The 19,805-nt window shown below is 69.8% G+C and carries 10 protein-coding genes and 1 pseudogene; 4 read left to right on the forward strand and 7 right to left on the reverse strand.

The annotated features are described in order from the left end of the window. Positions 1–194: 194 nt before the first annotated feature. From GBZ48_RS37040 to GBZ48_RS07050, 4 genes and pseudogenes are all read right to left on the reverse strand, one after another. The gene (locus GBZ48_RS37040; protein ID WP_425485978.1) at positions 195–1,292 is read right to left on the reverse strand and encodes an O-linked N-acetylglucosamine transferase, SPINDLY family protein; all 1,098 of its coding nucleotides are present in this window, start codon (positions 1,290–1,292) and stop codon (positions 195–197) included. 276 nt (positions 1,293–1,568) lie between these two features. Then, positions 1,569–2,069 (reverse strand): annotated as a pseudogene (locus GBZ48_RS37045) (tetratricopeptide repeat protein); the annotation flags it as partial. After that, on the reverse strand, positions 2,069–3,841 hold the full coding sequence (locus tag GBZ48_RS07045) for a tetratricopeptide repeat protein (protein WP_174470364.1): 1,773 nt from the start codon (positions 3,839–3,841) through the stop codon (positions 2,069–2,071). The gene GBZ48_RS07045 and the pseudogene GBZ48_RS37045, both read right to left, overlap by 1 nt. Further along, entirely contained in the window at positions 3,828–5,303 is a 1,476-nt protein-coding gene (locus GBZ48_RS07050) for a tetratricopeptide repeat protein (RefSeq protein ID WP_343049388.1), read from the reverse strand. The genes GBZ48_RS07045 and GBZ48_RS07050 overlap by 14 nt, the downstream gene beginning before the upstream one ends. On the opposite strand from GBZ48_RS07050, the gene GBZ48_RS36120 reads away from it, so the two are divergent. Both GBZ48_RS36120 and GBZ48_RS36900 read left to right on the forward strand, forming a co-directional pair. Next, positions 5,187–5,624: a tetratricopeptide repeat protein gene (locus GBZ48_RS36120; RefSeq protein ID WP_246307029.1), complete on the forward strand. Its 438-nt coding sequence runs from the start codon at positions 5,187–5,189 to the stop codon at positions 5,622–5,624. The two genes, GBZ48_RS07050 and GBZ48_RS36120, sit on opposite strands and share 117 nt — an antisense overlap. 210 nt (positions 5,625–5,834) lie before the next feature. After that, entirely contained in the window at positions 5,835–8,585 is a 2,751-nt protein-coding gene (locus GBZ48_RS36900) for an O-linked N-acetylglucosamine transferase family protein (RefSeq protein ID WP_343049390.1), read from the forward strand. Between the two features lie 38 nt (positions 8,586–8,623). On the opposite strand, the gene GBZ48_RS07065 is transcribed toward GBZ48_RS36900, so the two are convergent. Together GBZ48_RS07065 and GBZ48_RS07070 are read right to left on the reverse strand one after the other, a co-directional pair. After that, the gene (locus tag GBZ48_RS07065; RefSeq protein ID WP_174470366.1) at positions 8,624–10,393 is read right to left on the reverse strand and encodes a tetratricopeptide repeat protein; all 1,770 of its coding nucleotides are present in this window, start codon (positions 10,391–10,393) and stop codon (positions 8,624–8,626) included. A 2-nt stretch (positions 10,394–10,395) separates the two neighbouring features. Continuing rightward, positions 10,396–13,011 (reverse strand): glycosyltransferase, encoded by a 2,616-nt coding sequence (locus GBZ48_RS07070; RefSeq protein WP_246307030.1) that lies wholly within the window; start codon positions 13,009–13,011, stop codon positions 10,396–10,398. Positions 13,012–13,302: 291 nt separating this feature from the next. Between GBZ48_RS07070 and GBZ48_RS07075 the strand changes: the two genes are divergently transcribed. After that, positions 13,303–14,676: a tetratricopeptide repeat protein gene (locus tag GBZ48_RS07075; RefSeq protein ID WP_174470368.1), complete on the forward strand. Its 1,374-nt coding sequence runs from the start codon at positions 13,303–13,305 to the stop codon at positions 14,674–14,676. Here the strand turns inward: GBZ48_RS07075 and GBZ48_RS07080 are convergent. Continuing rightward, complete coding sequence (locus GBZ48_RS07080) at positions 14,657–18,508, reverse strand: glycosyltransferase (protein WP_174470369.1); 3,852 nt, start codon at positions 18,506–18,508, stop codon at positions 14,657–14,659. The genes GBZ48_RS07075 and GBZ48_RS07080 overlap by 20 nt on opposite strands. Positions 18,509–18,636: 128 nt before the next feature. On the opposite strand from GBZ48_RS07080, the gene GBZ48_RS07085 reads away from it, so the two are divergent. Further along, the gene (locus tag GBZ48_RS07085; protein WP_174470370.1) at positions 18,637–19,803 is read left to right on the forward strand and encodes a glycosyltransferase; all 1,167 of its coding nucleotides are present in this window, start codon (positions 18,637–18,639) and stop codon (positions 19,801–19,803) included. Positions 19,804–19,805 lie beyond the last annotated feature (2 nt).

A 19,805-nucleotide genomic window follows, 5' to 3' on the forward strand; every position in this document is an offset into this window, starting at 1 on the left:
CGCAAGCTTTTTATTGAGCTCAATGGGACCTTAACTTCCTTTATCGAGTTCGAGTATTGAGTGCCTGATGGCGGTGACGCCCAGGGCGGGCTGGGCAGCGGGCCGAACGGCGATGTCCGTTCTCAGGAACCAGGAAGGCATGGCAGGAGGACGCGCATCGGAGAGCCGGCCGCTCCGACGCCTGCTTGCCACGCTCAGGCGCGACCGCCCGACGTCCAACCGCGCCACATGGCCCGATAAGCCTCTTCCACCGACCGCGCGAAGCCATGGTGATCGAGAAGCGCCGAACTCTCCAGCCGCGTCCGCATGCCACGGCGCAGACCGGAGAGCCGCACGAGGTCCCCGGCCAGCGCCGCGGCCGCCTCGACATAGCCGGCCTCGTCCCGCCCGATCAGTTCATCCAGCCCGCAGCCGGCCAGCAGACTGGCGCCCACCCGCGCCACGTGATGCCGGCCGGCGAGCGTGACGACCGGAACCCCCATCCACAGCGCCTCGCAGGTCGTGGTCGTGCCGTTGTAGGGAAAGGGATCGAGCGCCACGTCCAGCCGGCCATAGGCCCGCAGATGATCGGCGACGGACTCGGTCGGCATCAAAAGCTCGATCCGTTCGGGACGCGCGCCCCGGCGGGCGAAATCCCGGTGTACGGCGTTCCGCACCGCAGAATCCTCGAAGCCGGGACTCTTCAGCAGCAGCCGGGCCGATGGCACCCGCGCCAGAAGGGCGGACCACACCCGCACCACCTCCGGGGTCATTTTGGCCAGGCTGTTGAAGGAGCCGAAGGTGACGAAACCGTTGGCGAGCGCCGGCAGGTCCGCGACCGGGCCGGCGTCGGCGGGCGGCTGGAAGGCGAGGAAGCCGCGCGGCAGCCGCACCAGCCGCTCGGCGTGCCAGCCGTCGCTTTCGCCCGGCGTGTCCGCGACGGCGTCGGTCAGCCGGCAGTCCACCGCCGGCATCCCGGTCGTGTCGGGATAGCCGAGCCATGTGACCTGCACCGGCGCCGGCCGACGCGCAAACAGCAGCGGCCGCCCGCCCGCCGTGTGGCCGGCGAGGTCGATCAGCAGATCGACGCGGTCCCGCTCCACCAGCGCCGCCGCCGCCGCGTCGTCGAGATCGGCCAGCGACCGCCAGCCGTCGGCCAGCGCCTCCATCCGCAAGGTCATGCCGTCCCGCCGCCGCTCGGTCGCGTAGCAGAGGACCTCCACCGCGCCGCGATCATGCCCGCGCAGCAGCGGCTCGATGAAATGGGCGCAGGCGTGATGGCAGAAATCCGGAGAGACATAGCCGACCCGCAGCCGCCGGTCCGGATCGCGGTCGTTGGCGAAGCGCTTCGCGCCGTCGAAAAGCGGCCGTGCGTGGCGTTCGTTCCAGTGCGCATGCGCGCGGGCGATGACCCCGGGCGGAATCCAGGGCGAGTAATGGAGGGCCAGCAGCAGGTTGGAGCGCATCAGCACCATGTCGGGGTGACGCTCCAACCCCTTCTGGAGAATTCCGATCGCCTCCGTGATGCGCCCCTGGTCCTTCAGCGCCTCCCCCAGGTTGACGAAGGGCTGCGGCAGATCGGGCCGTGCCCGGATCGCCGCCAGGTAGCTGTCCACCGCTTGCGTCAGCGCCCCTTCCTCGCGTTGGGAATCGCCGAGATTGCTCAGCGCCTCGCCCATGTCCGGATCGAGGCGGATCGCCCTCCGGTAGGCCGCCTTGGCGCCCTCGGGGTTGCGCGCCGACTTGAGAAGGTTTCCGGCGTTGAACCAGGAGCCGGGGGCCTCCGGGCTGAGCGCGAGCGCGACGCGCAGGGTGGCCGTCGCCTCGGCGACGCGTCCCTGGTCGCCGAGCGTGCAGGCAAGGTTGCTCCGCACGCCCGAATCCTCCGGCCACCCCGCCACCGCCTTGCGGAGACAGGCGGCGGCCTCCTCCCAGCGCCGCGCCCGGCGCAGCAGGATGCCCAGGTTGTTGTTGGCCTGCGGATGGCCGGGCTCCCGCGCGAGCACGGCGCGGTAGCCGGCCTGCGCCGCCTCGGGGCGGCCGGCCTCATGCTCGGCCAGCGCGGCGGCGAAGATCCCTTCCGTTCCCATCAGCGCAGCCCCGCCTCGTCGAGGATGGCCAGCAGCCTGTCGGCCGAGCGCTCCCAGGTGAAGCGCTCCAGCAGACGGTCACGGGCGGACGGCAGGCAGTCCCCGCCCCGGATGATGCCCCTCAGGATTGCGGCGGCGGCCTCCTCGTCCGGCACCCACCAGTCCAGCCCATGGAAGGGCGGGTGGAACCCCTCCTGCCCCGGCACGCGGGCGGGAGCGACGGAGGACGGGATCAGGCGCGCGGTTCCCTCGTCCAGGTAGGCGAGATAGGCGGAGTGGGCGGGCGCGATCAGCCCCAGCCCCATGGCTCCGGCCGTGGCCATGGGCAGGTCCCAGCCCTCCCCATGCGACAGGCTCCAGTAATGGGTGGCGGCGCGGTGAAGCCCCTTCATCTCCTCGTCGGACAGCAGCCGGTCGATCAACACCACCGGCGCGGCCTCCGCCAGCCGCCGGCCCACGGCCTGCTCCGCCGCCCGCACCAGCTCACCGAGCTGGGTCCGCAAGCCCGGACCGAAGCTCCGGCCGAGCTTCAGGATGAGCACGGCCTCGTCGGCGGACGCGGTGGCGCGCAGCCAGACCCGCAGCAGCCCGTCGATGTTCTTGCGCGGGTTGAAGTCCGAGACGTTGAGGAAGCGGTGCCGGTAGCTCGACACCTGCCGCCCGCCGGAGGCGACCAGGACCGGGATGCTCCCCGGCCCCGCCGGATCGACGCCGAGCGGGCAGACGCGCAGGCGGTCCTCGGGGAAGCCCTGCTCCGCCCAGGCCAGGCGCGAGGATTCTGTCGGCACCACGATCAGGTCGCTGCGCTCGCTCATCCGCCGCCATGCCGGCGGAATGCGCGTCCCCTCGAACATGGAAAAGGTCACGGCCGCACGGCCCGGCACTCGCTCCACCGCCAGCGGAATGAGGCAGTTCACCATCGCCCGCGCCGGCACGGGCCGGTCGAGCCGGCCTCCCGGCCAGGATTCCTGCCCTTTGATTCCAACCACCTCCAACGGCACCCGCCGCGCCCACAGCGTCCGGATGAGGCACTGGCAGAAATAGCCGTAACCCGTGGCACTCTCGAAGGGGCCGCGGATTGCCACTCCGCCGGCCTGCGTTCCCGTGGTGCCGGTCATGATCCGATAGCGCCCGCAACGGGCCAGCCCGTCCGCCGCGTTCGGAGCGGCCGGATCGAGCCTCAGCCCGCGCCGGAAGGCCTCCGCCGCCGCATCGACCTCTTCCAGCCGCAACAGCATCTCGCCGAGTTGAACATGGGCGAGGGCGCCGGCGGGATCCTCGGCGATGGCGTGGCGAAACCCGGCGATGGCCTCCTCGAACAGGCCGGCCAGCATCCGCACCGAGGCGAGGTTGAACCACGCCAACCCGGACCGGGGGTCGAGACGGACCGCCCGCGTCAGGGCACGGACCGCCCCATCCAGATCGCCGCGTTCCTGCCGCACGGAGCCGAGACGCTCCTGGCCGAGCCGGAAGGCCGGATCCAGCAAGGCGAGCACGTCGAAATGCCTTTCCGCCGCTGCCCAGTCGCGCCGCTGCTGCCGCAGAAGCGCCAGATTGCATCGGGCGGCAACATGCGCAGGGTTGATCCGCACCGCTTCCTCCAGCGGTCCCACTGCCGTATCGACGTTGCCGGTCGAGACCAGCGACGCTCCCAGCAGGTTGAGGATGTCGGCGTCGCGCACTCCCGCCTCCAGCAGGGCAAGGCAGGCCACGGCGGCCTCCACATGGCGGCCTGCCTCATAGAGCGCGACGGCAGACTCAAGATCGGGCACGTCGAACCTCATCCGCCACGGCTTCGGCCACCCGCAGCATGACCCCGTGCCAGTCGTTGGGGCTCGCCATACGGAACAGCCGGTGCGCCGGATACCAGGGCGTGCAATCGGGATGCTTCATCCAGCGCCAGTTGCCAAGCCAGGGCAGCGCCAGGAACACCGGCTTGCCCAGCGCCCCGGCGACATGCGCAACCACGGAATCGCAGGCGACCACGAGATCCATGGCTTTCGCGAGCGCCGCGGTGTCAAGGAACCCCTCCGCCCCGGCCCGCCGGCCCGGCAGGTCGACGATCCCGAACCGCGTGCCCAGCCGCTCCAGCTCGTCCAACCCGACAGCCTGTTGCAGGCTGAAGAGCCGCACGCCGGGAACACGCGACAGCGCTTCGAAACGGTCCAGCGGGATGGACCGGTCGCCGCCGTCGGCGCGCCACTGGACGCCGACCCGGAGCTCGCCCGGCCGTGCGTGCCCGAGCACCCGCTCGCGCCAGAAGGCCGCCTGCTCCGGATCGGTCCGCAGATAGGGAATGTCGCGGGGGATAGTGTCCACCACGGTGCGGCAGCGGTGCGGCAGGCTCATCAGGGACAGGTAGCAATCGAAATCCGGCAGCGTCTCTCCCCGCGCCACCAGCACGTCGATGCCGGGGGCGGTGGCGAGCAGTTGTTTGAGCGGCGGCTGGCACTCGAACACGGTCCGTGCACCCCTGGCCTTCAGCAGCGGGAAATAGCGGACGAATTGCACACTGTCGCCCAGCCCCTGTTCGTAATGGACCAGGATGGTCCGGCCGGCCAGCGGACCGCCGTTCCAGACCGGCTTGCCCGGAAAGCTCCGGTTCCATTGCCAGACCGCCTGGCCGGTGCGCCATTCATAGTCGCGGAAACCCTCCTCCAGCTCGCCGCGCATGAGCTGGGCAACGCCCAGATTCTTGCGATGCTCGGGCCAGGACGGATCGATCCTGACGGCGCGCCGGAAATGTCCCAGCGCCGCCCGGGGCCGCCGTTGCGCCATGATCGCCGCGCCGACATTGTTGTTCACCGCCGCCCCATCGGGTTGCAGCAGCGCAGCCAGCCGGAAGGCGCGCTCCGCCTCCTCAGGGTCGTCGAGCGCCATCAGCGCGCTGCCCAGCGCGAAGGCCGCGCCCTCGTGGCCTGGCCGCAGCGCGATCAGGCGGCGCAGGGCCGGCAAGGCCCAATCCGGCCGCCGCCGTTCCAAATGAACAGAGGCGAGATGGAAGAGCGTGTCGTGATGCCCAGGCCGCAGGCGGAACGCCACGTGCAGCGCCGCCGCAGCCTCTTCCGCACGCCCCATCGTCCGCAGGGTCACCCCCAGCAGGAACCAGACCACCGGATGCTCCGGCCGCAGGGCTGCGGCGGCCCGGAAGCTCGCCGCCGCCTCCGGCAACTCGGATCTCTCTACGCTCAGCAGTCCCCGGTTGAAAAAAAGAAGAAAACCTTCCTCGCCCACGACTGTCCCTCTCACGGACGCCACCAAAAAAGCGCCATCCGGAAAAACCCTGTCGGCGGGCCGGCGGCCAATGCCAACCATTGTCGGACGGAAGCCGCTCCGCCGCAAGGCGCCATCACGCTCGCCCAGGCCCTGGACCGGGCGGTCGCGTTCCATCAGGCCGGCCGCGCCGAGGAGGCGGCCGATCTCTGCCGCTCGATCCTGCAAGTCCGGCCGGAGCGGGCGGAGCCCCGCTGCCTGCTGGGCACCATCGCATTCGGGCAGAGTGTGACCGAGACCTCGGACGAACATAAAACCGGGTGCATAAAACCGGTGCCGTGAGCCCGGGGAGAAGGGAACATGGGATGGAACGCATCGGCGTGGCAAGCCGCCCGGAGGATTGCCAAGACCTGGCCGATGATGCAGGGTCGCCCCCGGATCGATGGAAGGAGGGAACGAATGGAACGGACCGCCGGTTCCCGCCTCAGGGATTTCACTCCTGTGCCGTGCCTCCCCCGCCTCGGGAGAGGAACGCCGGCCGGGAGCTGACCGGTGCATCCCTTCGCGATTGCGACGGCCGGCGATGCCGCCTATTTCCCGCTGCTCCAGGGGCTCGTCCGCTCGATCCGCGCCTTTCCGCAAGGGGCCGGGGTTCCCATCACCGTCCTCGATCTCGGGCTTGGGGCGGAGGATCGGCGCTGGCTGACCGGCGAAGGGGCGCGGCTGACAGTCCCCGGTTGGGACCATCCCTTCGACCGGCCGATGCCGGAGTATTTCAAGGCGATGGTGTCGCGCCCCCATCTCCCGAACCATGTTCCCGACGCCGCCATCATCCTGTGGCTGGACGCCGACTGCTGGGTGCAGGATTGGTCGGCCATCGAACTGCTGCTGGCGGGCGCGGCGGCGACCGGCTTCGCCATCGTGCCGGAACTCGACCGCGCCTATACGCCCTTCCACGACGGCGCGCCTTACGCCCATCACCTTCATGACTGGTACAAGGCCTGCTTCGACGAGGACACGGCCCGCCGGCTCTTCGCCTACCCGCTGCTGAATTCCGGGGTGTTCGCCGCGCGCCGCGACGCGCCGCACTGGGCGCTCTGGGCGCGCCTGCTGGCGGACTCGCTGCGCCGGACCGTGCTTTTCGTCAGCGAACAGGTCGCGTTGAACCTCGCCCTGCGCACCGGCGGGCTGCCGTTCAGCCAGTTGCCGGCGCGCTGCAATTGGATCTGTTTCCGCGCCACCCCCTTCGGTTCCGCGGACGGCCGGATGCTGCTGGAGCCGGAACTTCCCCACGCCCCGCTCGGCATTCTGCATCTGGCCGGCTACCCCCTGCCCCGCAAGCAGGACCCCCACACCCTCTCCACGCCCGAGGGCGGCACGGTCACCCGCCCGCTCAGTCATGAGCCGCCCCCCGGAACGCCGCATGCCAGGGTGGAGGAGGCCCTGGGCCGGGCTTTCGCCCTCTACCGCCAGGGAAAGCCGGAGGACTGCGGCAGGCTCTGCCGCGCGATCCTCACCGCGTCGCCCGACCAGACGGCGGCGGCATTCCTGCTGGGCGTGGTGGATTTCTCCCTGGGACGGCAGGAGGACTCGCGGCGGCATTTCGCCCTCGCCGTCGCCTTGCAGCCGGATCTGGCGGACGCCTTCAGCAACCTCGCCCTTCTGGAACGCCATGCCCGCCCCCGCCTCGCCGCGGCCCTGATCCGGCGGGCGCTCCGCCTTCAGCCGGACGCCCTGCTCTTCACCCGGCTCGGCACCCTGTTCCGGGACGAACGGCGCGGCGGCGAGGCGCTGGAGGCCCATCGGCGGGCGCTGGCGCTCCAGCCGGACTCGGCGGAGGCATGGCGCGAGAGCGCCCACAGCATGCGGGCGGCCAAGCGGCTGGCTCAAGCCGCCCAGGGCTACGACCACGCCCACCGGCTTGCCCCGGAGCGGACCGAATTGCTGTGCGACCGCCTGTTCGCGAGCCTGTCCATCTGCGACTGGCGAACCCACGAGGAGACCTGTCGCCGGCTGCTGGACGTCATCGACCGCGACCGGGGAGTGGTGCTGCCGCTGCTGAGCCTGCTCATCGGGACCAGCCCGGCCCAGCAGGACCGCGCGGCCCGCCGCTTCCACCGTGAGGCCGTCGGGCCGGTCTCGCCGGCCGCGGCCCCGCGGCGCGCCCTGCCGCCGGGGGGACGGCTGAACATCGCCTATCTCTCCGCCGACTTCCACGACCACGCCACCGCCCGCCTGACGGCGGAGCTTTTCGAACTGCATGACCGCGCGCGCTTTTCCATCTTCGGCTATTCCTACGGCGAGGATGACGGGAGCCCGATGCGGCGGCGGCTGGAAGCCGGCTTCGACCGCTTCCGCGACCTGCGGCAGGCCGATCCCGGCACGGTCGCGGCGCTCTGCGCCGAGGACGGCATCCACATCCTGGTGGACCTCAAGGGCTATACCCAGAACGTCCGGCTGACGCTGCTGGCGCGGCGTCTGGCGCCCATCCAGGTGGCCTATCTGGGCTATCCGGGACCCTTGGGCGCGGAACTGCTGGACTATGCCATCGGCGACCGCATCGTCACGCCGCCCGAGCACCAGCCCTTCTACCGCGAGCGGCTGGTCCGTATGCCCGACAGCTATCAGGTCAACGACCGCCGCCGGCCAACCGACGCCCCGACGCCGACGCGCGCGGCCTGTGGCCTGCCAGCCGAAGGCATCGTCTTCTGCGCCTTCCACGCCGCCTTCAAGATCGCCCCCGACCTGTTCGCCCTGTGGATGCGCATCCTGCGCCGCGTTCCGGCCAGCACGCTCTGGCTGCTGGACGCGGGAAGCGACGCCACCGCCAACCTGCGGGCGGAGGCGGCGCGCCATGGCGTCGAGCCGGGGCGGCTGGTCTTCGCCGCTCCCCGTCCGCAGGCCGAGCATCTCGCCCGCTACCGGCTCGCCGATCTGGCGCTCGACAGCTTTCCCTACACCGGGCACACCACCACCTCCGACGCCCTGTGGATGGGGGCGCCCGTCCTCACATTGCATGGCGGAACCTTCGCCTCCAGCGTGGCGGCCAGCCTGCTGCACGCCGCCGGCCTGCCGGAGACGGTCACTGGCTCCTTCGCGGAGTACGAGGAACGGGCGGTGCAGCTGGCCGGACAGCCGGCGACGCTCACCGGCTTTCGCCACCGGTTGGAGGCCGGCCGCAGTACGGCCCCCCTGTTCGACAGCCCGCGCTTCACGCGGCATCTCGAACGCGCCTTCCAGACCATGTGGGACCGCCACGCCGCCGGCCTGCCGCCGGAAGCCTTCACGGTCGAGCTGTCCTGAGTCCGATGACCGACGACCCGGCCCTGGACCCCGCAGCCTCAGCCGCCCAGGCTTTCCAGCATCGCGCACAGTCGTGACACGACCGCGCTCCAATCGCCGCGCCGCTCCTGCCGGAACAGGCGCATGGTCGGATACCAGGGGGTGCAGACGCCATGCTCCAGCCACCGCCAGTCCGGAGCGAAGGGCAGCACGGTCCACACCGGCCGCCCGAGCGCCCCGGCGAGATGGGCCGGCCCGGTGCAGGAGCTGACGATCAGATCCAGGTTCTCCATGATCGCCGCCGTGTCGGCGAAGTCGGCGATGTCCGCGCCGAGATCGACGAAGCCGGCGGGCAACGGCCCGCACCGATCCAGATCGCGCCTCCCGGCTCCCTTCTGAAGCCCGAAGACCGAAACCCCCGGCAGATCGAGCAGAGGCCGGAAGGCCGCCAGACCGGGGGAGCGCAGCCCGTCGCCCTTGAACCCCGGATTGCCGGCCCAGACCAACCCGACGCGGAGACCGATTTTTGGACCGAGGCGCGCTCGCCAGCTCTCCACCAGATCGGGTTCCGCCCGCAGATAGGCGAACGGTGCCGGAATGGTGTAGAGGGTGGCGCGCAGCATGTGAGGCAGGCTCGCCAGGGCCACATGGACGTCGTGCGGCGGCGGCGGGTCGTAACGGGGAACAACGCCGGCGATCCCCGGCATCGACGAAAGCAGCCGGACGAGTTGCCCGTTGCAGTCCAGGAATACTCGCGCGCCGTGCGTCTGGAGCAGCGCGGCGTAGCGCGCGAACATGATCGTGTCCCCCACCCCCTGCTCGTCGTGAACCAACAGGGTTCGTCCTGCGAGAGGCGATCCGTCCCAGACCGGCGAGGCGAAGTCACGGCGGGGCGAGGGGAAATCCGGCATGCGGGACCGCCATTCATACTCCGCGAATCCTTCGCGGAACTCCCCCTTGATCAGAAGACCGTGACTCAGCGCGGTGTGCGCCTCGGCCAGAGCCGGTTCCAGGATGGCGGCGCGGCGTGTCAGGGCGATCGACTCGTCCACCCGCATCTCGTCACGGGCGACGAGGCCGAGATTGAGATGGGCGTGGGCGCCGTCCGGCTGCACCGCGATGGAGCGGCGGAAGCAGGCGGCGGCTTCTTCGTAGCGGCCCAGGTCCTGATACGTGATGCCAAGGTTGTTGAGGGTTCCCGGCTCGCCGGAAGAGAACCCCAGCGCGCTGCGGTAGGCGGCCATCGCCTCCTCCACCCGCCCGAGCCGGCGCAGCGCCACGCCCAGGTTGGTGTATCCCGCCACCGACAAAGGCGTCATGCCGAGAAGCGTCATCAGCGTCTCGACCGCCTCCTCGTTCCGGCCGGCATGGAGGAGCGCATGGGCATGCTTGAGCCTCGTCTCCGTCGACCACGGGCTGAGCACCAGCATCCGCCCGAGCACATCCGCAGCGGCACCATGCTCGCCCAGTTCGGCCAGAATGTCGGCAAGGGTGCCGAGGCCGTCGGGCAGGCAGGGGTCGAGCGCGAGTGCCAGGCATGCGCCCGCCCGCGCCTTGCCGGGTTGGCCCAGTTGACGCAGGGCGCCGGCAAGGCTGGAAAAGCTGGCGGGGTTGCCGGGGTCTCGGCGGATGGATTCCCCGATGAGCTGGGCTGCGACGGCCGGCCGGCCATGATGAAGCGCGAGCACCCCCAGCAGATGCAGGGCGCCGGGATGGCCGGGCCGGGCGGCCAGCACCGCCCGGTAGGCGATTTCCGCCTCTTCCGCGCGACCGGCGGCATGATGGGCGATTGCGGCTTGCAGAAGCCCGTCGGGGCGACCGTCATCCATCGTCACAGCAGGACCGGACTGGACCAGGGGGAATAGGGAACCAGCGCCTGCTGGGCCTTGTCGGGACGGACGACGCTTCGGGCGCGCCGGTTCAGCATGGTCGCCACGAAGGAGAAGCTGCTGTTGGACACCGCCACCAGATCGGCCTCGCACAGCACATGGAAATCGGTGAGGAACTCCGCGCCGGGGATCGGTTCCGCCACATCCCGGGCGGAGAGCGGCCGGTAGGCGGCGAAGGCGGAGAGGCAGCGCGGGTCGTCGGTCGCGACGTAGAGGACCGGCCGGTCGAGGCCGGGCCAGACCGCGTCCAGCCAATGGAGGTACCAGCTTTCAGGGGCCATCCAGAAAGGCCCCCAGCCGAAGTCGCCGCGCCGGATGTGCACGGCCACCACGGTATGGCCGGCCCCGCGCAGGCGGGCGGTCAGCGCATCCGTCCAGGGCCGGATGAGCGGACCCGGCGTGAAGAAGCCGCGGAAGGTTTCCCGATGCGGTGCCAGGAAGCCGGTGTCGCCGCAGAAATAGGCGGTGACGTCGCGGTCGGCCAGCACCTCGTCCTCCACGCCGCTCTCCACACCACTGAGCGAGGCCATGACGCTGGCCTCGACCTGCCGTTCCGGCAAGCGGAGCAAGGCCGGACCGGGCATCGGATCGTCCAGCCCATAGAGATGTCTGCCCGGCCAGGGCGGCACTTCCAGGGTAAGACCGTGCCGCGCGGCGTACAGGCGCAGGACCCCGTATTGCAGAAGCTGGTTGCCGAACCGCCCATGCCAACCGAGCGAGGTCGAGGCGAGCCGGCGCCCCGTCCCCGCCCTCGACGCCGGAACGGGCGGCGGTCCATAGCGCCGGGTGAGCCGATTGACGGCACGCCCGGTGAATGCCCCGCCCCGGCCCGGGTTGCAGCGGATCGCGCGCTCCCAGCCTGGAAGCGCCGCATCCGGCCGGCCGAGCGCCTCCAGGGCGCCGGCAAGGGCGGTGTGGCCGTCGAACAGGCCCGGTGCGAGTGCCAGCGCACGCCGCGCAAGCTCCGCTGCGTCCTCCGGACGGCCGAGGCCGAGGGCCACCTCAGCCCGCTCGGCACGGATCTCTCCCAGGTCCGGTTCAACCCGCACGGCCCATCCGAGAAGCCTGTGCGCGATCCCCGCCTGCCCCCGCCGCCTTTCGGTGCGCCCCAACAGGAACAGGGTACCGCCATGCTCCGGCCGGAGAGCCAGCGCCTCCCGCAGATGGCGGGCTGCCGGATCGAGAATCCCCTGCTCGAACCTCAGCGAAGCGAGGTTGAAGCGCGCCGCCCCGGCATCCGGGTGAAGGCTCGCCACCGCCTGGAACCCGCGGAGCGCCAGGGCATCGCGCCTGAGCGTGTTGGCCGCCAGCCCCAGCTCGAACCAGACCGCCGCATTGGACGGATCGAGAGCCGCGGCCCGGACCAGTGCTGCAACGGCAGGCTCCGGCCTCTGGTCGCGGATCAGCTCCTTCCCCGTCTCCAGCCAGACGGCGGCGTCCGTCTGCGGTGCCGGAGGCGCCTCCGGCCCGGCCATCGGGTTGCCCGCCAAGCTGTAAAGGCGACGCCGGGTCAACAGTTCGATTGCCACGAAGCGGCTGTCCGGCTTCCCGCGCTCCGCCGACGGGGGGCCGCCGGTCATCTCGGCCCGTTGCCGCTCCAGCGCGTTGCCCGGCCGCATCGTGTAGTGAACGGTCTTGTCGAAGATCTTCAGGCCGCCGAACCGGCTATGCAGGGCGCGGCTGTAGGCCACGTCGTCGGCGACCGCCGGGTAGAAAGGCGCTTCCTCCGGAAAGCCGCCGATCCGGTCGTGACAGTCGCGCCGGACACAGAGATTGCCGGGATAGCAGTTTTCCGACGCCTGCCGCCAATCCTGGGTGACTTCGGCGTCGATCCCGTCGAACAGCATGCCGGTTCGAACGAAGCCGGCCTCGGGCGCCTCGTCCAGGGCCCGGATCGTCAGAAAGAGGTGCCGCTCCAGGTAATAATCGTCGGCATCGAGGAACCATAGATAGCGCCCCATCGCGGCGGCGGCACCCGCATTGCGTGCCCGCCCCGCACCCCGGTTCCGGTTGTTGGCGATGATCGCGACGCTCTGTTCCGGATGAACCCGCGCCCATCGCAGCGCCCGCGACACGGTGTCGTCCGGTGAGGCGTCGTCGACGACGCAGACATGGACCTTCGCTTCTGCGTCGCCGGACGCTGCCCGGTGGTGGCGGACCGCCGCAAGGACGCTGTCGAGCGCCCGCTCTATGGTGTCCTCCATCCGGTAAACGGGAATCACCACCGTGCCGATGAAGTCGTAATCGGCACGGTGACGGGCGATGCCGGCCAGTGCGGCGCCAAGGCCATTGTCCGGCATCCGGGACGCCGCATGGAAATGGGCGGCTTCGTCGTCTCGTCCCTGAACGAAGCGCAGAACGCCGAGAACATGGGCGAAGTCCCCGCGCGGGGCGATGATTTCGGCCAAGGGTTCGATGACCGCAGCCGCCTCGTCGACCCGTCCGCTCTGCATCAGCGTCACGGCCTGGTTGAGCGCGGGGGTGATCACCCCGTCGATCTGCTGTTCCAGAACCGTACCGTCTCCGTGCAGCCGGGCGGCCCGGACGAACAGCGACAAGGCCTGCCGCCTGTTCCCGGCCCGGCAGGCTTCCACCGCCAAATGCTGCCAGGGCAGAGCATCCGCCGGATCTCCAGCCAGCGTCCGCCTGTGCGTTTTCACCGAACCCGGATCGTCTGCCATCAGCCGGTCACAGCCTGCACGATGACCGTATCCTCGCCTGCCCGCGTCGCCCTTCGCAAAAGCCTACGACCTTCATGCCGGTGGTGGCGGGTGCTATGATGCAGGGTTTACCGCCCCAATGGTTGCATCGCACATGAATTTAACGCCGGCCCCCTCGGCCTTCAAGCCATGATCGAAACGGATGACGCCGATAAGGCGCCCGGTGACGACGACAACCTCCGCAAGGCCGCGGAGGCGGCGCTCGACGCCGATCCTTCCAATGCGGAGGCGTGGAGCATCCTTGGCATGTCCCTGCGCCGCGCCGGAAAACTGGCGGAGGCCATCGCCTGCCACCGCCGCGGCCTTGAACACGCGCCCGGGAAGGGGGGCATCTGGAGCAACCTCGGCAATGCGCTGACCGAAGCCGGACGCCTTGCCGAAGGGGTCGCGGCGCAGGAGGAGGCCGTCCGACTCGCCCCCCGCGACCGGACGGTTCTGTTCAACCGCGCGGTCGCGCTGCGCAAGGCGGGGCGGTATGCCGAAGCCCTGGCTGCAATAGACCGCGCGGTCACTGAAAACGGCGGACCGACGGCGCTGCTGCGGTGGGAACGGGCGCTGACGCGGCTGCAGATCGGCGACTATGTGCACGGCTTCGACGATTACGAGGCGCGAAAGCAGATTCCCTCCTATCTCGCGCGCACCCCTTCGGCGCCATCATGGAACGGGCAGCCCTTGGACGGGCGCCGCGTCTTCGTGACGGCCGAGCAGGGCTTCGGCGATTCCCTGCTGGTGGCCCGCTATCTGCCGATGGTCAGGCAGGCCGGCGGTCGGCCGATCTACGAATGCCATCCGGAATTGCGGCGGGTGTTGTCCGGCCTCGCCCCTGATGAGTGGAGACCGTGGGGAGCGCCCACGCCGGACTGCGATGTCGAGGTGTCGCAAATGACCCTGCCGATGCTGTTCGGCACGACGCTCGCCAGCGTGCCGCCCCCGGTGGCGCTCACCATCCCGGCGGACGCCCGGGAGAAAGCGGCGCGGCTGCTGGGGGACCGGGAACCGGGAACGCTGCGCGTCGGTATCGTCTGGGCGGGCCGGTCCAGCTTCGCCGACAATGCGTGGCGCGCCACGACGCTGACGCCGTTTCTGGGCCTCGCCGAAATTCCGGGTGTGCGGCTTTACAGCCTTCAGAAGGGACCTCAGGAGGCCGAACTGGACGCGCTCGGCCCGGCGGGCCGGCTGGTGGTGTCGCTCGGCCCCCATCTCGAGGATTTCGCCGACACTGCGGCGATGATCGAGCGGCTGGATCTGGTCGTCATGACGGACAGCGCCGTGGCGCATCTGGCCGGCTCGCTCGGCACTCCCATCTGGAACCTCGTGCAGTACGTCCCTTACTGGATCTATGGCTTCACCGGCGAGCGCACGCCCTGGTATCCGTCGATGCGTCTGTTCCGCCAGGGCCCGGAACTGGACTGGGCGCCCGTCTTTGCAAGCGTCCGCGCGGCTCTTCACGACGAGGTCGGGCGGCGCACCGCGCAGGGCGCCCTCACCGCCAGGGTTCCCTGACCGCCCGCTGCAGAGCGGCGCACAATGCGGCCACGACGTCGCTCCAGTCACCCGCGCGCGCCTGCCGGAACAGCCGCATGGTCGGATACCAGGGACTGTCGGTCCGCTCCAGCATCCATCGCCACTCGGATTCCGCGCGCACGATGGTCCAGACCGGCCGCCCCAGCGCCCCGGCAAGATGGGCGACCGCGCTGTCCACGGAGATGACCAGATCGAGTTGCGCCACCACAGCCGCGGTATCGGCGAGGTCGTCCAACCCGTCGCCGACATCGTGGAAGCCTGCGGGAAGCCGGCCGCCCAGCTGCTCCAGATCCGCCCGGCCGCTGCCCTTCTGAAGAGAGACGAAGGCAATGCCGGGAAGGTCGAGGAGCGGCAGCAGAGGCTTCAGACCCGGCGAGCGCTTCGCATCGTTGGGAAGGCCCGCGTTGCCGGCCCAGACCAGCCCGACGCGCAGTCCCGCCCGCGCCGACCCCAGCCGGTCGCGCCACATCCCGACGAGGGCGGGTTCGGCGGCAAGGTAAGGCACCTCCGCCGGAACCGTGGCGAGGGTCGTGCCAAGGAGATGCGGCAGGCTCATCAGGGCCGCATGACCATCATGCTGCGGTGTCGGCGCGGAATGCCCGACCACCGTCGTCACGCCCGGCAACGTGGCGAGGAGCCGTACCAGCGCGTCCTGGCATTGCACGATCACATGGGCGCCGCGCCGCGCAAGCAGCGGCGCGTAGCGGGCGAACTGAATCGCGTCGCCGAGCCCCTGCTCGTCGTGCAGAAGGATACGTTGCCCGTCGAGAGCGCCGCCGTCCCATGGCGGCGTCGGCAGGCCGCGCGCCTCCACCTGCCCATCGGTCAGCCGGGTGCGCCACTCATAGGCGCGGAACCCCGGCGCCAGATCGCCCCGCATCAGCAGACAGGTTGCCAGGAGCGTGTGGGCTCCGGGGTCCTCGGGTCGCTGCGCGACGAGGCGGCGGCACGCGGTCTCCGCTTCGTCCAACCGGTGCAGGCTGCGCAGGACCAGGGCGCGGTTCATCAGCGGCTCGGCATGGTCCGGCTCCAGGACCATCGCACGCGACAGGGCGCCGAACGCCGCCTCGTCCCCTCCGACCCGCATCGACAGAGCGAGGCCCAGATTGTTCAGCAGGCCGGCATCTGCCGGCATCAGCGCCAGCGCGCGATGACCGACCGCCACCGCCCGTTCGTGAAGGCCGAGATTTTTCAACGCGACCGCGAGGTTGCCGTAGGCGCGATACTCCTCAGGCTCGCGGCGGATAAGGTCCATCAGGACCGCCGCTCCCGCCTCGTACCGGCGAAGCAGCAGCAGGCTGCGGGCGAGCTTGAAAAGGTGGAAGCTCCCCTCGGGGTCCAACCGGGTGCAGCAGCGCAGGGGTTGGAGCGCCTCAGCTGTCGCGTCCCGGGCGAGCAGCCGCTCGGCAAGCGCGTGGAAGGCTTCGATGTGGGTTGGATCGAGGGCTGCGGCCCGGCGCCAGAGCGCCTCGGCCGCCGTGCCGTCCCCCTCCCTCTCCCGCGCCCAGCCGTTCTCGATCAGGGTCTCCGGCGCCGGTTCCGCCTGCGGGGCGATCCAGCCGAGATGGCGGAAGCGGGCAAGCGTTTCCCGGATGCGCGCCGGATAGCGCCCGTCAATGGGCACGCGGCGAAGGCCCGTCCAAATGCCGGGCAAGACACCGTCGTCGAAGCGGCCGGTGGCGTAGAAACGCTCGAGCCGGGCTTGGTTGGCCTGCGGATTGCGGTCGAAGCCGGCCATCATCTCACGGTGGGCGAAAGCCTCCAGCTTTGCGCGGAAACGAGCGGCCCCCCCCATCCAGGTGAAATGCCACCCGGCATCCGGGATAACCCGCCCGATCCCCTGCTTGGCCAGATAGCGGGCGCGGTTCGCACCGATGCGGCGGATCAGCTCCCAGGGGGCGGCCGCCACCGAAATCCACGGGTCGGGTGCCTTGAGGTCGAGGAAATAGAGGAAGATGTCGAGATGCGGAGCGAGAAGCGTGGTGCCCGTGCCTGCTCCACTGCCTGCGCCCTCGTCCGCATCCCAACGCAGACGCTCGACGACCGGCGCGCGCAGGATCTCGTCGGCGTCGGAAATGAGGATCATGTCGCTGGGCCGACAGTCCCCCAGGCCGCGGAGGATCGCGTCCCTCTGGTATGCCTCGCGGTTCCAGGCGAAGCCGCCCGGGTCCTCGGCGACGACGATGTGGACGATCTTGTCCGCATAGGCTGCGAAGCGCGCCCGGTTGTCGGCGTAATACAGCGGCTTGGCCGCGCCGGCATGGGTATAGGTCGCCTCGACCAGGACGAAGCGGTCCACCACCGGGTAGAGTTCCGCCAACCGGACCTCCAGCAGATCCAGTTCGTTGTAGAACTGGAAGCAGTCGAAGATCCGTCGCCCGCCGGGCGGCGGCGGAGACGGCGGCGGCAATTCGGACAGCGCCGTCTGGTAGGCCAACCAGGCGTCATAGCCCCGCAGAGCAGACCAGACGCCGGTGCGCGCCTCCTCATCGTTGTGATCGAGGTGCAGCGAACGTTCCACCAGCTCGATCATCCGGCGCGCCTCCGCACGCCAGACCGGGTCGGCCACCCGCTGGTCGCCTCCCGAGTTCAGATGGGCGCCCAAGGCCTCCATGAGTTGCTGTTGGGCAGAGACGATCTTGGTGGTGATCGCCGTGGCGCCCCCTGCTGAAACGGGCGCCAGGGAAGCCGGCGTCAGCAATTCCTTGAACCAGTCCATCCAGCCCCGCGCCCGCACCTCCCAGATCGTCCCGGCATTCGCGTGCCCGACCTGGGCACGGAGCCGCCGGCCGACGCCGGTAGGATCGTCCCGCAATTCCCGCAGGCCGGCCACCGCCGCCTCGGCATAGCGCCGCGCGTGCTCCTGCGGATCTTCCGGCACCGGTATGAGGCGTGCGAACCCGGCACCGCTTTCCGGCAGGGCGCCCAGCTGGCTCGACACCACGAGGCAGCCGGCTGCCAGCGCCTCCAGCACGGCGATGCAGGAGGTCTCGGCGAAGCGGTTGAGATAGGCAAGGCAGGTCGCCTCCCGCATCGCTCCCGCCAATTCCACCTGGCCGAGGCCGCCGAGATACTCCACCCCTTCGGTCTCGCGACAGCGCTGGTACAGGGCGGTGAAGGGGTCCTGCCCGGCGGAGACCTGATAGACTTCCAGGCTCGAGCACACGCGCAGTCGGGTTCCCGGAATCGCCGCCCGGATCAGCGAAAAGCTGTCGAGCAGCACGTCGAGACCACGGAACGGCGTGCTGGTGTAGGTCAGAATCGGCGGCCAGGGCTTCGCCGCCAGGATGTCCTCGTCCGGCCCGAACAGGTTGGCGAAGGCCGGAGCGATCCCATTGCGCATCACCCGGCAGCCGGCCGGATCGAGAGGGAAGGCGTTCAGATACCCGTCCATCTGCCATCGGCTGACGAAGGCGATGCCGTCCAGGCAGTCGCGCAGGTCGGCGGCGGCCAGATTGGCCACGGCCGGCTGGTCGACAGCGTGCTGCGTCCAAAGGATCAGTTTGCACCCGCCGCCCAGCTTGGCGCGCAGACGCAGCAGAAACTCCCGGTCGCACCCGTTCAGGAACACCAAGACGTGAAAGTCGCACAGATCCTCGAGGCGGATCGAAGCGATGGGCAGGCAGCGCACCCCGCGCACGGTGACGGCCGCGCGCGTGCCGTTGACCACGGTAACCGCATGGCCGGCGGCGGCCAGCGCCTCGGTCAGGTAGCAGAGCGCCGATTGCGACCCGCCGAGCGGTCGCTGACGTGGCGTCTCGGGAGTATAATCGCCTCCCGTCGGGTCTATGAATGCGATCTTGACGGTCATGCCTTGAAGGTCGAGATGGGCCGGCGCTAAATAGCGGGCTGGCCGGATGCCGGCATTTCCTGCTGCATAGCACCAGTCCCCACCGGGAAGGTCAACCGGCATTTGCACCGTGCGTCGAAAGGCTGTGCGTGGAAAAGAACATTGCCTTGACTTGGCAGCTTTCGGAAATTCATGGCTGGGGTCTGGTCGGCGTGCATACGGCGCTTTGCCTGTTGGACCAGGGCCGCCCGCCGCTGTTGCTGGAACGGCCGCTGCTGGCCACCCTGCGGCCGGAGAACAGGGAAAGAGTGACGGCCCTGCTTGCCGGCTATGAGCGCATCGGCGCCATCGCCGGTCAGATCCGGGACAGGGTGGTGGTCATCGAAGGCTGGACGCTGCTGCATGCGCTGGCAAACGGTTTCACCGAGGGGCCGACATCCGCGCGCTTCCGCGGCAGCCGCAATGTCGGCGTGATCGCCTTCGAGGACAGCCGGTTCGACGCCGCCACGCTGGAGCGTGCGCGCAGCTATGACAAGCTCGTGGTGCATTCGACCTACAACCGGGATTTGCTTCTGGAGCAGGGAATCCCGGATGTCGGCTGCGCTTTCCAGGGCATCGATCCGGGTGAGCTTCCTGCGCTGCCTCCCACCGGCCGGTTCGGTGACCGCTTCGTCATCTTCTCCGGGGGCAAGCTGGAGTTCCGCAAGGGCCAGGACATCGTGTTGGCCGCCTTCCGCCATTTCCACCAGCGCCATCCCGAAGCGCTGCTGGTCACCGCGTGGCACAATCACTGGCCGCAGACCTCCAAAACGATCGCCGAATCCCCGTTGACGCCCGTACCCCCGATGATCGGCGAAAACGGCAAGCTGCGGATCGTAGAATGGGCGATGGCGCATGGCGTGCCTCCGGAGGGCTTCGTCGACATGGGCTTCCTCCCGAGGCATCGGATCGCGGCGATCATGGCCGATTGTCACGCCGCCGTTTTCCCCAACCGCTGCGAGGGCGCAACCAACCTTGTCGCCATGGAGGCGATGGCCTGCGGTGTGCCGGTGATCCTGTCGGCCAACACCGGGCATCTCGACCTGATCCATGAGGACAATTGCCTGGCTCTCCGCAACCAGGCTCCAGTCGTCGACCCCACCGGCTCACGCCGCGGCTGGGGCGAATCCGCTGTGGACGAGATGATCGAACAGTTGGAGAGCATCTATACCGACAGCGCGGCCGCACGGGTTCGGGCCGAAAAGGCCAGAACCTTCATGCACGGTGAGCGGACCTGGCGCAACTTTGCCAACTCTTTCATTCAAGCTGCCGGCTGAGC

This window comes from Azospirillum melinis (genome assembly GCF_013340935.1).
GTDB classification, from domain to species: Bacteria; Pseudomonadota; Alphaproteobacteria; order Azospirillales; family Azospirillaceae; genus Azospirillum; species Azospirillum melinis.